Origin of the sequence: Bradyrhizobium sp. 521_C7_N1_3, assembly GCF_052075975.1 — a bacterium.
Classification (GTDB): domain Bacteria; phylum Pseudomonadota; class Alphaproteobacteria; order Rhizobiales; family Xanthobacteraceae; genus Bradyrhizobium; species Bradyrhizobium japonicum.
Genome location: NZ_CP197232.1, coordinates 8,045,368 through 8,059,341 on the forward strand (window position 1 = coordinate 8,045,368; position 13,974 = coordinate 8,059,341).

Genomic DNA, 13,974 nt, shown 5'->3' on the forward strand with positions numbered 1-13,974 from the left:
GCGAAGCAGGCACCTTGACGGGCGAGGCCCGGATTGACAGCCGGGCCTTTCACGGTTCGAGACGGCGCTACGCGCCTCCTCGCCATGAGGGTCAGTCAGTTCAGGAGCCGCGGCCCGACTTCGCGATCCCCGCGATAAAAAGGTCGATGACCCCTTCCGCCATCCGCTCGGTCTCGCCCTCCTCCACCCCCCAGCGCGGAAAGTGGCCGTCGAGATTCATCCGGGCAAAGCCGTAGACCAGGGCGCGGCCGGCGATCTGGATGCGCTTGAGGTCGGCCGACCGCAGCAGGCCCTGCTCCGCCGCATCTGCCAGCATCCGTTCGGTCAGAGCGATCAGCTCGGCATTGTCGCGTGTCAGCTCCGCGGAGCTGCCATGGGCGAAGTAGCGCCCCGTGGAGATGATCTCGAAATGCGCGGGGTTTCGCATCGCCCAACGCAAGTAGGCGAGCCCGAAGGCGCGGAAGCGGCCGAGCGGGTCGGTGGCCGGCGCCTGGTCCAGCGCCACCTCGATCTCGGCACGAAAGCGCCGCTGCGCCTCCCCGGCCACCGCCGCCATCAACGCGTCGCGGTTGGGGAAGTGCCGGAACGGCGCCCCCGGCGAAACCGCGGCCCGGCGCGCGGCCTCGCGCACCGAGACCTCGGCTCCCTCCGCCGCCAGTTGCAACGCGGCATCGATCAGCACGCGGCGGAGGTCGCCGTGATGATAGGGCCGGGTTTCTGGCGTTTGGTGGCGGGTGCGCGGCTTGGACGGCTGTCGGGCGGGCATGGCGCTTCCTAGCATCACCTCAACGTGAATGTAAGCATCGATTACACCGTTGACGATTTCGCCAGCCCGAAATGTAATCGATGATTACATGAGGGAGGAGATCGCCATGTCACAACGCCAAAACTGGTTCGAGGGCTGGCGGCTGCTCGCCGCTCTCTCCCTGAGCCTGATCGCGCTCAGCCTGTGGATCGCGTCGATGCGGCAGTTCGAGGTCGAGGGCGTGCGGATGGTGATCCGTTTCACGGCGCGAAGCTCGCTGCTGCTGTTCTGCCTTGCCTTCAGTGCGGCGGCGCTCGCACGGCTGCGGCCTAACCCTTGGACCCGCTGGCAGCGCCGCAACCGCCGCTATCTGGGCCTGAGCTTTGCGGCCTCCCACGCCATCCACGCTGGCGCGATCGTTGCCTTCGCCAAGATGGACCCGGCCGGCTTTGCGGAGGCGACTTCGGCCGCCTCCTACATCTTCGGCGGCATCGGCTATGCGTTCATCATCGCCATGAGCGCGACCTCGTTCGACCGCACCGCCGCGCAGCTCGGGCCGCGCGCCTGGCGCGCGCTGCACCTCGTGGGCGGCTACTATCTCTGGTTCCAGTTCATGGTGTCGTTCGGCAAGCGCGTGCCGGCGATGCCGCTCTATGCCGCTTTCCTCGTTCCGCTGCTCGCCGTGATGGCGCTGCGGCTGATCGCGATGACGGCCCAACCCCGCCGACGGACGGCCGAAGCGAGCTGAACGTCGATCAGCCCTGCGGCAGGAACCCCAGGCGCTTGGCGATGATGCGATCGACGGTCCGTTTCGGCAGCAATGCGCCGATCAGATGGCGCAGCGGGTCCGGCGTGATCTGGTAGCGCACCTTGGGGCTCGCGGCGGTGAGCGCCTCGAACACGATTTCGGCGATCCGCTCCGCCGGCAGCCCCTTCGCACCGAGGTCCATCATGAACGCCATGACCTTGTTCAGCGCCGGCAGATAGGGCGAGTTCCGGTAGACGGAGAGATCGATCTCTTCGGCCTTGCTCCAGATCGGCGTCTTCACTGCGCCCGGGGCGACGATGATGACGTCGATCCCGAACAACATCAGCTCGCGCCGCAGGCTCTCGGACAGGCCCTCGATGGCATGCTTTGAGGTGCAGTAGGGCGCCGACAGCGGATTGCCGTTCTTGCCGGCGACGGAGCTGATCATCACGATCCGCCCCTTCGGCCCCTTCAGCGATGGGTCCGCGCCGAGCAGCGGCCCGAAGGCTTGCGTCGCGATGACCGGGCCGATGACGTTGATGTCCATCTGGCGGCGGAAATCGTCGACCGACAATTCCAGGACCGGCCCCGCGACCGCAATGCCGGCATTGTTGACGAGCCCCGCCAGCGTCTCGCCAGCCAGCGCCTCGCGAACCTGGCGCGCAGCGGCGAGCACGGCGGCCTCGTCGGTAACGTCGAACAGGAGCGGCGTGAAGTTCGCGCCGAACTCACCCCTGAGCCGGTCGGCGTCGGCCTGCTTGCGGACGCTGCCGAAGACGCGGTAGCCGCGCCCGATCAGAAATTTCGCAATGGCCCAGCCGATGCCGGTGGACGCGCCGGTGACGACGACAGATCGCATAGACCCCTCCCCCTCAAGTCCCCGCGATCATGGAGAGAAGGATGTGTCAACGCAATGCCGCCCAACGATCAAAGGGACGTCGCGGGTGTCGATTCTTAAGATGAAGCGGCGCGCGAACTTCGCGACATGAGATTGATTGCGCCCTGAAAATGCAGATGAAGATCCGAATCCTCGATCTTGAAGACGCTGGGCTTTTGGCGATCGCAAGCTTCTGGAAAAGTTCTGAAACGACGCGAGACCAAGAATGTAGTTTAAGCGTCAGTTCTTCGTGCTCAGGGGGCGTGTCAGCTCGCGAAGAATTTGAATGAAGCAGCAATGCTTCGCGCGAGATGAAAGGAGCGAGACCGCCGTTCGCGATCTCGCTCCGATGTAGTCGAGAAGGTTTAAGATTTGGTTCGGCGAGCGAAGCTCGTGTTTCGCGCGTCATTCCGGGGCGCGACGAAGTCGCGAACCCGGAATGACGGCGCAGCCGTCAGTTCTTGCTCTTGTCGACCAGCGCGCCCTTCTTGATCCAGGGCATCATGTCGCGCAGCTTCGCGCCGACTTCCTCGATCGGATGCGCGGCGAGCTTGGCGCGGGTCGCCTTGAACGAGGTCTGGTTGACCTTGTTCTCGAGCATCCAGTCGCGGGCGAACTTGCCGCCCTGGATGTCGGCGAGAACGCGCTTCATCTCGGCCTTGGTCTCCGCCGTGACGATGCGCGGACCGGTGACGTACTCGCCGTACTCCGCGGTGTTGGAGATCGAGTAGTTCATGTTGGCGATGCCGCCTTCATAGATCAGGTCGACGATCAGCTTCACTTCGTGCAGGCACTCGAAATAGGCCATCTCCGGGGCGTAACCGGCTTCGACCAGGGTCTCGTAGCCGCCCTTGATCAGCTCGACCAGACCGCCGCAGAGCACGACCTGCTCGCCGAACAGGTCGGTCTCGCACTCTTCCTTGAAGGTGGTCTCGATGATGCCGGCACGGCCGCCGCCGACGGCGGAGGCGTAGGAGAGGCCGAGGTCATGGGCATTGCCCGAGACGTCCTTGGCGATCGCGATCAGGCAGGGCACGCCGCCGCCGCGCTGATACTCGGAGCGCACGGTGTGGCCGGGACCCTTCGGCGCGATCATGAGCACGTCGAGGTCGGCGCGCGGGTCGAGCAGGTTGAAGTGGACGTTGAGGCCGTGCGCGAACACGAGGGCAGCGCCCTTCTTCATGTTGTCGTGCAGGTGCTCGCGGTAGATGTCGCCCTGGAGCTCGTCCGGGGTCAGCATCATGACGAGGTCGGCCCATTTGGCGGCTTCGGCGACTTCCATCACCTTGAAGCCGGCGGCTTCCGCCTTCTTGACCGAGCCCGAGTCCTTGCGCAGCGCAATGGCGACTTCCTTGACGCCGGAGTCCTTGAGGTTGAGCGCATGGGCGTGGCCCTGGCTGCCATAGCCGACGATGGCGACCTTCTTGCCCTTGATCAGGTTCAGGTCGGCGTCGCGATCGTAATAAACACGCATAGTCGTTTCCTCGTTCAGGGCCAGAAGCGGCCGATAGTCAGTGTCCGAAGGGTGAAATTTGCGGATTTCGGGGGCTGTCTAGAGCATTTTCAGCCCCTAGGGAAACCCGTTTCTGCATGGAAATCCGCGACATCATGCATCCATGAAAACGGGGTAGAGGGAGGCGAGCAGCAGGAGCGCCATCACGATATTGAATGCGCGGACCAGCCGCTCCGAAGTCAGTACCGGTCGTAGTGCAGTGCCGAACAGGGCCCAGACCACCGTCGAGGCCGTGCCGACGAGCAGGCTGATCAGGGTCTGGATCGCGATGTTCAGGGGGAATTGGGCGATGGCCGCATAGGCGGTGATGGTGCCGATCACGATCACCCAGCCCTTGGCGTTGATCCACTGGAACATCGCCGCACCCCAAAAGGTCATCGGGCCACGGCCGTCCTCCTCGCCCGGCTTGGCCGGCCCCGAGAAGGCGATCACCGCGGCGAGGTAAATCAAGTAGGCGGCGCCGGCATATTTCAGGATGGTCTGGAGGATCGGATAGGCCAGAAACACCGTGCCGAGCCCGAGGCCGACGGCGCCGACCATGAAGGCGAAGCCGATCGTGATGCCGGCGATATGCGGGATGGTGCGGCGGAAGCCGTAAGTCAGTCCCGACGACAGCAGCATGATGTTGTTCGGCCCCGGCGTGAAGAACATCACGAGGGCGAAGATGATGAAGGCATAGAGCAGCGACTGGGACATGCTCACCTCACGCGGTCTTCGGCAGCGGCTGCGGGCGTCTCGCCAGCACCATCACCGCGATGCCGCCGATGACCGTCAGCATCCCGGCCAGCCGCAACGGGCCGAACTTCTCGCCAAACACGATGCTGGAAGCGGCCGAGCCGACGAACGGCACCAGCAGCGCGAACGGCACCACTTGAGCGGCTGGATAATCACGTAGCAGCCGGCCCCACAGCCAATAGGCGATGCTGGTCGAGATGGCGCCGATCGCCAGCAGGCAGCCGAGGCCAGTCGGCGACATATGGATCAGCGACTGGAAGGTCTGCGCCGGCCCGTCGACGACCAGTGCCAGGGCGAACAGCGGCACGGCGGCGGTGAGGCAGAGCCAGGCGAACAGGTCGAACATCGGCGCGCCACGGGCGCCGCGCAGCAGGAGATTGCCGACCGCAAAGCAAATCGGGGCGATCATAAGCACCGCGAAGGCACCAACGCTGAAATCGTAACCGACGGTACCGCAGATCAAGAGCAGGCCGACTGCGGCGACGACGATGCCGAGCGTCTGCACCGGCGTCGGCCGCTCGCCGAATGCGATCGCGGCAAAGCCGATGGTGAACAGCGCCTGGCTCTGCACGACGACGCTGGTGAGCCCCACCGGCACACCGTGCGCGATGCCGTAGGCCTGGCTCAGGAACTGGCCGAGGAACAGCGTGAAGCTGATCGCGATCAGCAGCGACCAGGCGATCTTCGGCTTGGGAATGAACAGGCACGGCACCGCGGCAATGGTGAAGCGCATCGCCGTCATCAGCTCCGGCGAAAATTCGTCGAGCGCGATCCGGCTCGCCACGAAGGCAAGCCCCCAGATGACCGCCACCAGAATGGCGATGAGGATATCGGCCGGCTTCATTGTTGTTCTCGGTTCTGCTTTGTCGTGCAGCCCTGTTTGTTGTTCTGTTCTAGCCTTGCTCGCCGGCTTTCGGTTTCCGCAGCAGATAAGTGCCGTGCATCGGCGCGTGGTAGTCGACCGAGGCCAGTGTGAAGCCGACATCGGTCAGCATCCGTTCCATCACCCAGCCGAAGGTGGAATATTCGTCGCGCATGTGCGTGACGACGCCTTCGCGCGAAAAATCGTGGTTCTTGATATGGAAGTCGGCCCATTGCTCGACGTCGCGCTCGATGGCGTCGGGCATCGAGGCGTAGACGATGTCGCGCAGATAGAAGCTCGCGCCGGGCTTCAGTGCACGGTAGATCCGCGACATCGCCACCGCCTTCCAGAAATCCGGCAGATGGTGCAGCGTGAACTCGCTGACGATCAGATCGTAGGATTCCGGGCGGTAGGCGAAGCTGAGCAAGCCGGCCGACTGCGTGCGCACCGGCGCCTTGCGGTCGCGGGCGTAAATCTCGGCGAGCGCCAGCATCGCCGGCGAGATGTCGATGGCGTCCACCTCGGCACCCATCAGCGCCGCTTCGGTGGCGAGCACGCCGTTGCCGCAACCGATATCCGCGATGCGCCAGCCGCGCTGCACCCCGAGCATTTTCAGCGCGGCGCGCGCCCGCAGATCGGCATCGTCATGGGCGTCGTAGATCGAAGCCACCGCCGGCTCGATCCCCATCCGGTTGCGCTCGTTGTAGTACCAGTCGCGCGCCAGCATGGCTCACATCCCTTCAGGCCCGCGGCCGATCGCGGCAACGCCGGTGCGCGACACCTCGACAAGGCCGAGCGGGCGCATCAGGTCGATAAACTGGTTGATCTTGTCCGTATTGCCTGTGATCTCGAACACAAAGCTCTCGGTGGTGGCATCGATCACGCGGGCGCGGAACGCATCCGCCAACCGCAGCGCCTCGACGCGATGCTCGCCCTGCCCGCGCACCTTCACCATCGCAAGCTCGCGCTCGATCGAGCGCTTGGTCAGGGTCATGTCGACGACGCGATAGACCGGGATCATGCGGTCGAGCTGGTGCTTGATCTGTTCGATCACCATCGGCGTGCCCGTGGTGACGATGGTGATGCGCGAGAGATGCTTCTGGCTCTCGGTCTCCGAGACGGTGAGACTCTCGATGTTGTAGCCGCGTCCGGAGAACAGCCCGATGACGCGAGCGAGCACGCCCGGCTCGTTCTGCACGAGCACCGAAAGCGTATGCGTCTCGTTGGGATCGTGGCGGTCCTCGATGAAGTAGGCGGATGCGGGCTGGTTCATTGTCGTGTCCCCTCTATTCTTTCTTGTCATGCCCCGCGAAGGCGGGGCATCCAGTAATCGCCAGCGTCGAGATTTCCATATCTGCCGCGGCGTACTGGATCGTCCGGTCAAGCCGGACGATGACAGCGGTGTATTTGGCGATCGCTCGCGTCATCACGCGACCACCCATTGCTTGAACAGATCGAAATCGATATTGCCGCCGGACAGCACGAGACCGACGCGCTTGCCTGACAGCTTGGTCTTTTCCTGAAGCGCCGCGGCGAGCGCGGCGGCGCCGGCGCCTTCGGCGAGATTGTGCGTGTCGGTCCAGTAGGCGCGGATCGCGGCGGCGACCTCGCCGTCGGAAACCTGCACGATGCGCGCGGCACCCTTGCGGATCAGCGCGAACGCGTCTGCGTCGGGAATGCGCGTCGCCATGCCGTCGGCCAACGTGTTGCTGGTCTTCGTCGTCACGACCTTGCCGGCCGCGAGCGACAGCGCGTAGGACGGCGCTTCGGTGGACTGCACGCCGACGATCTCGGTCTTCAGGCCCAGGAGGTCGCGGGCCATGATGCAGCCGGAGATTCCAGAGCCCTGCCCGATCGGCACGTAGAGAACATCGAGATCCGGCGCCGTCCGGAACAGTTCGAGCGCATAGGTGGCGACGCCGAGCACGAGATCCGGATGAAACGACGGCACCATGTGCAGGCCGGTAAACTGGGCGCGCCGCTGCGCCTCTTCGGCGGCCGCCTGAAAGTCCTCGCCATGCTCGACGAGCTCGGCGCCAAACGCCTTCATCGCCCGGTTCTTCTCGACCGAGTTGCCGCGCGGCACGTAGATCACCGCCGGCACGCCGTGGCGGCTCGCGGCAAAGGCCAGGCTCTGGCCGTGATTGCCGCGCGTCGCCGAGATGATGCCGGGAATGTTCGGCCGCTCGCGCTTCAGCCTTTCGAGATAGACGAGACCGCCGCGCACCTTGAAGGCGCCGATCGGCGTGTGGTTCTCGTGCTTGACGATGACCTGCGTCCCGAGGCGCTCGGCGAGCAGCGGCCAGCCGCGTGCCGGCGTCGCCGGCACCGCCTGCCCCACGATCGCATGTGCGCGCTCGAGCTCCGTCAGATCGAACATGACGTCACACCAGCGCCTTGCCGCCGGCGAACGCCTTTGCGGTGGCTTCGTCGTTCGCCTGCTCAGGCAACAGCATCTCGTTGTGCGCCTTGCCGGAGGGGATCATCGGGAAGCAGTTTTCGAGCGCCGCGACGCGGCAGTCGAACAGCACCGGACGCTTGACCGAGATCATCTCCTGGATGGCGCCGTCGAGATCGGAGGGCTTGTGCACCTGGATGCCGACGCCGCCATAGGCTTCCGCGAGCTTGACGAAATCCGGCAACGCCTCCGAATAGGAATGCGACAGGCGATTGCCGTGCAGCAGCTGCTGCCATTGCCGCACCATGCCCATGTACTGGTTGTTCAGGATGAAGATCTTGATCGGCAATTCGTACTGAACCGCCGTCGACATCTCCTGCATCGTCATCTGCACCGAGGCATCGCCCGCGATGTCGATGACCAGGCTGTCGGGATGGGCAACCTGCACGCCGATCGCGGCCGGCAGGCCGTAGCCCATGGTGCCGAGACCGCCCGACGTCATCCAGCGATGCGGCTCTTCGAAGCCGAAGAACTGCGCCGCCCACATCTGGTGCTGGCCGACTTCCGTCGTGATGTAAGTATCCTTGCCGCGTGTCGCCTCGAACAGGCTCTGGATCGCGTGTTGCGGCAGGATCACATCGTTGCTCTTCTTGTAATAGAGCGAGTTGCGGGCGCGCCACTGCGCGATCTGCTGCCACCAGGCCTTGATGTCGGGCTTCTTCGCTTCCGCCTTGAACACCTGGAGGATGTCGCCGAGGATGTTGCCGCAGTCGCCGATGATCGGCACGTCGACACGGATGTTCTTGTTGATCGAGGACGGATCGATGTCGATGTGGATCTTCTTCGAGCCCGGCGAGAACGCATCGACGCGGCCGGTGATGCGGTCGTCGAAGCGCGCGCCGACGCACAGCATGACGTCGCAGTCATGCATGGTCATGTTGGCTTCGTAGGTGCCGTGCATGCCGAGCATGCCGAGCCAGTTCTTGCCCGATGCCGGATAGGCACCCAGGCCCATCAGCGTGGAGGTGATCGGGAAGCCGGTGACCTCGACCAGCTCGCGCAGGAGCTTGGTCGCCTCGGGGCCGGAATTGATGACGCCGCCACCGCTGTAGATCACCGGGCGTTTGGCGTTGGCGAGCAGCGACACGGCCTTGCGGATCTGCGTCGCGTCGCCCTTCACGCGCGGCGCGTAGGAGCGGTGCACGTCCGACTTGCGCGGCGGATGATAGGTGCCGGTCGCGAACTGCACGTCCTTGGGCACGTCGACGAGCACCGGGCCGGGACGGCCGGAGGTCGCGACATAGAAGGCCTCGTGCAGCACCTTGGCGAGATCGTTGACGTCGCGCACCAGCCAATTGTGCTTGGTGCAGGGCCGCGTGATGCCGACCGTGTCGCACTCCTGGAACGCGTCGTTGCCGATCAGATGCGTCGGCACCTGGCCGGAGATGCAGACCAGCGGGATCGAGTCCATCAGCGCGTCGGTCAGCGGCGTCACCATGTTGGTGGCGCCGGGTCCGGAGGTCACCAGTGCAACGCCCGGCTTGCCGGTCGAGCGCGCATAGCCCTCGGCGGCGTGGCCCGCGCCCTGCTCGTGGCGGACCAGGATGTGCTGGACCTCGCTCTGCTGGAAGATCTCGTCATAGATCGGAAGCACGGCGCCGCCGGGATAGCCGAAAATGTCGGTCACGCCATGATCGATGAGCGCACGGACGATCATCGCGGCGCCGGTCATCTGGTTCGGATCGTGGCTCTTGTCGCTCATTGTCTTGCTCCGGATGCGCTGTTGTCAGCGGCTTCGTTCGTGTCGGGTTCGGGAAATAAAAAAGGCCCCGAAGAGGGACCCTGCACACCGCCTGTCATGTGGATGGCAGCTAGCCACCCCCGGCGGTGTGCCTGGGTACGACGGCGATAAGGAGTTTGGTAATAATGTTACGCATGGCAGGCGCTCAGCTTCCCAAAGGTTGCGCGAAACATAACGGTCAAAGCCCGGATGTCAAGGCGATGCGGCCGTTCCCGCGCGATTTTGGCAGTGTAGCGGTGTTCCCGGGGTTCGGCGAGAGGTAAATTCGGGAACCCGGGTACAAAAGCGCGTCAGCACCCCCGCTCGTTATTCCGGGGCCGATGTTTCGCATCGCGCTGGAATGACGGTGGAGCGAGCTCTCACCCCTCATCCCGCTCCGCATTCACGATGGCGGCGAGCCAACCCCTCGCCTCCTCGGGCTTGACCCATTCGAATTCGGGCAATTGGTGCCGGAACCAGGTGAATTGGCGCTTGGCGTAGTGGCGGGTGTCGGCGCGACCGATCGCGGCGGCATCGTCCAGGCCGATCTCACCGCGCAGATGCCGGATCAGGGCTGGCACGCCATGGGCTTTCATCGCCGGCAGCAGCGGATCGAGATGTCTGGCGGCGAGCCGCTCCACCTCCCTCAACGCGCCGGCACCGAGCATGGCATCGAAACGGGCATCGATGCGGGCATAGAGTTCGTCGCGTTCGGGGGCGAGAAACACCGCGCGAAAACTGTCCTTGGGCAGCAGCGGCGGCTGGCCTTCGTGGTGCCAGTCGAGCAGCGAACGGCCCGTCGCTTCGACCACTTCGAGCGCGCGCGCGATCCGGGTGCGGTCGCGGAGGTTCAATCGTTCCGCGGCGCGCGGATCACGGCGTGCAAGTTCCTGATACAGCGCCTCGACGCCGTTCCGCTCCAGCCGCGCGCGCACCCCCTCACGTATTTCGGCGGGAATCGGCGGCACCACGGAGAGCCCCGCCGTCAGCGCCTTGAAATAAAGGCCCGTGCCGCCGATGAAGATCGGCAGGCGGCCTTCGGCTTTCGCCTCTTCCAGCGCCTTCGTCGCGTCGACCACCCAGGCGCCGGCCGAGAAATTCACGCCCGCATCGACGTGGCCGTAGAGACGGTGCGGTGCGCGTCCTTCCTCGCCATGTGTGGGGCGCGCGGTGATGATGCGGAGGTCGCGATAGACCTGCATGGAATCGGCATTGATGACGATTCCGCCCGTACTCAGGGCAAGCTCAAGCGCCAGCGCCGACTTGCCGCTGGCGGTCGGGCCTGCGATAAGCACGGCCTTGCCAACATGCCTTCTGCTGACTTGCCCCTCGCTCACGAAAACCTCAAATGTCCCTCGTCGCCACGCTGATCTGCAATCCCGACAATCCCGCGCTCGACAGCACCATCGTCGACGGTGCCCGCGCCGTGCTGCCCCAGGCGCAACCTGCGCACTGGCTGTTCGACGGGGTTGCGGTCGACATTCCCTTCGGCGCGCAGGATAACCTCCAAGGCGACCGTCACGCCATCGAACAGCGGTTGCGCGAGCTTCGCGGCGACCTTCCCATCGACATCGTGGTGCAGCCAGTCGGCTTCCGGCGCAAGAAGCTTTTTCTCGCCGACATGGATTCGACCATGATCGGCCAGGAATGCATCGACGAGCTCGCCGATCTCGTCGGGATGAAGGCCCACGTGGCGGCCATCACGGAACGCGCGATGCGCGGCGAGATCGAGTTCGAGCCGGCACTGCGCGAGCGCGTCGCGCTGCTTAAGGACCTTCCCGCCGGCGTGGTCGACGAGGTGCTGGCCAAGCGCATCACGTTGACGCCGGGCGGCCGCGAACTGGTCGCGACCATGCGCGCCAACGGCGCCTATACCTGTCTCGTCTCCGGCGGCTTCACGCTGTTCACGAGCGCGATCGCCGCCAAGATCGGCTTCCAGGAGAACCGCGCCAACGAGCTCGTCGTCCGCGACGGCAAGTTCACCGGCGAGGTCAAGGAGCCGATTTTGGGCCGTGCGGCAAAGCTTGCGACGCTGGTGGATCTGATGGAGTCGTTCGATCTCGACGACATCGACTCCGTCGTGGTCGGCGATGGCGCCAACGATCTCGCGATGATCCAGGCGGCGGGCCTGGGCGTGGCGTATCACGCCAAGCCGGCGGTCGCGGCTGCGGCCGCCGCGCGGATCGACCATGGCGATCTCACCGCGCTGCTCTATGCGCAGGGGTATCGGCGGGACGAGTTCGTGGAGGCTTAGCCTCCTCTCCACCGTCATGCCCCGCGAAGGCGGGCATCCGGTACGCCGCGGCGTCTCCGTATCCTCGCACTGTCTCTGGAATACTGGATCACCCGCTTTCGCGGGTGATCCAGTGAGGATGTGTCTCAGAGAGCCCCTTACTGCACGCTCAGCGCCACGAACCGCAGCTCGCCGTCGGCGTTGGAGACGAGCAGCAGCACGGACTTCTTGCCGTCCTTCTTGAGCTGGTCGACCCGCTTCTGGATGTCGGCGCCGCTGGAGACGGCCTCCTGCGCAACCTCGACGATGACATCGCCGGCGGAGAGGCGCTTCTCGGCAGCGTCCGAATTGGCCTCGACATTGGTCACGACCACGCCCTTGACGCTGTCCTTGATCTTGTAGCGCGTGCGCAAATCCTTGCTGAGCGCCGCAAGATCGAGACCGAGCGCCTTTTGCGTCACCAGCTTCTCGGGCGCCGGCTCGTCGGTCTTCACCGCGGTCTGCACCTTGTCGGGATCCTGGAGACGGCCGAGCGTGACCTTCTTGGTCTCCTCCTGGCCCTTGCGGATGATGACGACATCGACTTCCTTGCCGACGGCCGTGTCGGCGACGACGCGGGAGAGATCCTTGGGATCCTTGACGTCCTTACCGTCGAACTTGACGACGACGTCGCCGGGTTCGATGCCGGCGGGCTTGGCCGGGCCCTTGTCATCGACGCCGGCGACCAGCGCGCCGCGCGCGGGCTTGATGTTGAGGCTCTCGGCGATCTCGTCGGTGACGCCCTGGATGCGCACGCCGAGCCAGCCGCGGCGCAGTTCGCCGAACTGGCGGAGCTGGTCGACCACGGCGACAACTGTCTTCGAGGGCACGGCAAAGCCGATCCCGATCGAGCCTCCGGAGGGCGAGATGATCAGCGTGTTGACGCCGATGACGTCGCCATCGAGGTTGAACAGCGGACCGCCGGAATTGCCGCGGTTGATGGAGGCGTCGGTCTGGATATAGCTGTCATACGGTCCCGAGGAGATGTCGCGGTTCTTGGCCGAGACGATACCGGCCGTCACCGTGCCGCCGAGGCTGAACGGATTACCGATCGCGATCACCCAGTCGCCGAGGCGCAGCTTGTCGGAGTCGCCGAACTTTACGGCGACCAGCGGCCTCGGCGGCTTGAACTTCAGCACGGCGAGGTCGGTCTTCTTGTCGACGCCAACCAGGTCGGCCCTGATCTTGGTGCCATCGTTGAGGATGACGTTGATCTCGTCGGCGTCCGCGATGACGTGGTTGTTGGTGACGACGACGCCAGTGGTGTCGATGATGAAGCCGGAGCCGAGCGAGTTGGTCTTGCGAGGCGGATTGTCACCGCGCTCGCCGCCCTTGCTGCCGCCGCCGGGGCCGCGGCGGTTCTTGAAGAAGTCGTCGAAGAACTCCTCGAAGGGCGAGCCGGGCGGCAGTTGCGGCATGGTGTTGCTGCCGCCGCCCTTGGCTTCGACGGTCTGTGAGGTCGAGATGTTGACGACCGCGTCGATCACCTTCTCGGCGACGTCGGCGATCCCGTCCGGGCCGCGCGCAAGGGCCGGCGTGCCGAACGCGCTGAATGCACTGACGGCGAGCGCGGCCAGCCCTAAGCGCAAGCGGGTCGGGGCAATGGTGGCAGCGGTCATTGGTATCTCCAGAGAAAAGGATCGGGCGCCAAGGATTCGCCTCTAACACTGCGCTCGAACGGGGGGACGGCGCAAGCGCGGAGCTTAACGGGCCTCAAGACCCGGATAATACGGCGAAAACCAGTCTCTCGCCTTCACTTTGGCGTTGGCCTGACGCCTAAATCGGACGGCGCATAACCCAGATCAAGACCAGGCCGGCCACGGCCGAACCGATCCCGACCGCCCGCAGGATATTGTCCGGCGTGGCGATGGCGCTTTTCATGGCCTTGCGCATCCAGTTGGGACTTGCCGCGAACATCAAGCCTTCCAGCACGAACAGGATGCCTAAGCCGATGAGGAAGTCGGCGAACGCAATGGACCTCATCGGAATGGAACCTCCCGTTGTGCTGTTCTTGTCTGGACGAAGGGCGGCAAAACTGCCGCCC

Annotated in this window: 15 protein-coding genes; 2 read left to right on the forward strand and 13 right to left on the reverse strand. The window is 64.9% G+C overall.

The genetic code is table 11. From position 1 onward, the window contains the following. Window positions 1-100 precede the first annotated feature (100 nt). Window positions 101-766: a TetR/AcrR family transcriptional regulator gene (locus AB7008_RS37840; RefSeq protein WP_304491028.1), complete on the reverse strand. Its 666-nt coding sequence runs from the start codon at window positions 764-766 to the stop codon at window positions 101-103. Window positions 767-872: 106 nt separating this feature from the next. On the opposite strand from AB7008_RS37840, the gene AB7008_RS37845 reads away from it, so the two are divergent. Next, window positions 873-1,493: a ferric reductase-like transmembrane domain-containing protein gene (locus tag AB7008_RS37845; RefSeq protein ID WP_304491029.1), complete on the forward strand. Its 621-nt coding sequence runs from the start codon at window positions 873-875 to the stop codon at window positions 1,491-1,493. Between the two features lie 7 nt (window positions 1,494-1,500). Here the strand turns inward: AB7008_RS37845 and AB7008_RS37850 are convergent, their stop codons facing one another. The 10 genes from AB7008_RS37850 to miaA all read right to left on the reverse strand — a co-directional run bounded on the left by AB7008_RS37850 (window position 1,501) and on the right by miaA (window position 10,995). After that, on the reverse strand, window positions 1,501-2,352 hold the full coding sequence (locus AB7008_RS37850; RefSeq protein ID WP_248879373.1) for an SDR family oxidoreductase: 852 nt from the start codon (window positions 2,350-2,352) through the stop codon (window positions 1,501-1,503). Between the two features lie 472 nt (window positions 2,353-2,824). After that, complete coding sequence (gene ilvC / locus AB7008_RS37855) at window positions 2,825-3,844, reverse strand: ketol-acid reductoisomerase (protein ID WP_014493068.1); 1,020 nt, start codon at window positions 3,842-3,844, stop codon at window positions 2,825-2,827. A gap of 132 nt (window positions 3,845-3,976) precedes the next feature. After that, window positions 3,977-4,579 carry a LysE family translocator gene (locus AB7008_RS37860; protein WP_304491030.1) on the reverse strand — a complete coding sequence of 201 codons (603 nt, stop codon included), beginning with the start codon at window positions 4,577-4,579 and terminating at the stop codon, window positions 3,977-3,979. Between the two features lie 7 nt (window positions 4,580-4,586). Further along, on the reverse strand, window positions 4,587-5,462 hold the full coding sequence (locus tag AB7008_RS37865) for an EamA family transporter (protein ID WP_248879375.1): 876 nt from the start codon (window positions 5,460-5,462) through the stop codon (window positions 4,587-4,589). Window positions 5,463-5,511: 49 nt separating this feature from the next. Next, window positions 5,512-6,207, reverse strand: a complete 696-nt coding sequence (locus AB7008_RS37870; protein ID WP_304491031.1) for a class I SAM-dependent methyltransferase — start codon at window positions 6,205-6,207, stop codon at window positions 5,512-5,514. 3 nt (window positions 6,208-6,210) lie between these two features. Beyond that, window positions 6,211-6,753: an acetolactate synthase small subunit gene (gene ilvN, locus AB7008_RS37875; RefSeq protein WP_014493064.1), complete on the reverse strand. Its 543-nt coding sequence runs from the start codon at window positions 6,751-6,753 to the stop codon at window positions 6,211-6,213. Window positions 6,754-6,766: 13 nt separating this feature from the next. After that, entirely contained in the window at window positions 6,767-6,907 is a 141-nt protein-coding gene (locus tag AB7008_RS37880; RefSeq protein ID WP_304491032.1) for a hypothetical protein, read from the reverse strand. After that, window positions 6,907-7,860: a threonine dehydratase gene (locus AB7008_RS37885; protein WP_304491033.1), complete on the reverse strand. Its 954-nt coding sequence runs from the start codon at window positions 7,858-7,860 to the stop codon at window positions 6,907-6,909. Before AB7008_RS37885 ends, AB7008_RS37880 begins: the two co-directional genes overlap by 1 nt. A gap of 4 nt (window positions 7,861-7,864) precedes the next feature. Further along, a complete protein-coding gene (locus tag AB7008_RS37890; protein WP_014493062.1) occupies window positions 7,865-9,640 on the reverse strand; it encodes an acetolactate synthase 3 large subunit in 1,776 nt (591 codons plus the stop codon). Window positions 9,641-10,038: 398 nt separating this feature from the next. Continuing rightward, complete coding sequence (miaA, locus tag AB7008_RS37895) at window positions 10,039-10,995, reverse strand: tRNA (adenosine(37)-N6)-dimethylallyltransferase MiaA (protein WP_304491034.1); 957 nt, start codon at window positions 10,993-10,995, stop codon at window positions 10,039-10,041. 11 nt (window positions 10,996-11,006) lie between these two features. Between miaA and serB the strand changes: the two genes are divergently transcribed. After that, window positions 11,007-11,912: a phosphoserine phosphatase SerB gene (gene serB / locus AB7008_RS37900; RefSeq protein WP_028156449.1), complete on the forward strand. Its 906-nt coding sequence runs from the start codon at window positions 11,007-11,009 to the stop codon at window positions 11,910-11,912. A gap of 137 nt (window positions 11,913-12,049) precedes the next feature. Here serB and AB7008_RS37905 read toward each other — a convergent pair whose 3' ends face one another. Continuing rightward, complete coding sequence (locus AB7008_RS37905; RefSeq protein ID WP_304491035.1) at window positions 12,050-13,549, reverse strand: Do family serine endopeptidase; 1,500 nt, start codon at window positions 13,547-13,549, stop codon at window positions 12,050-12,052. Window positions 13,550-13,706: 157 nt separating this feature from the next. After that, on the reverse strand, window positions 13,707-13,913 hold the full coding sequence (locus AB7008_RS37910) for a DUF2065 domain-containing protein (protein ID WP_025038031.1): 207 nt from the start codon (window positions 13,911-13,913) through the stop codon (window positions 13,707-13,709). Window positions 13,914-13,974 lie beyond the last annotated feature (61 nt).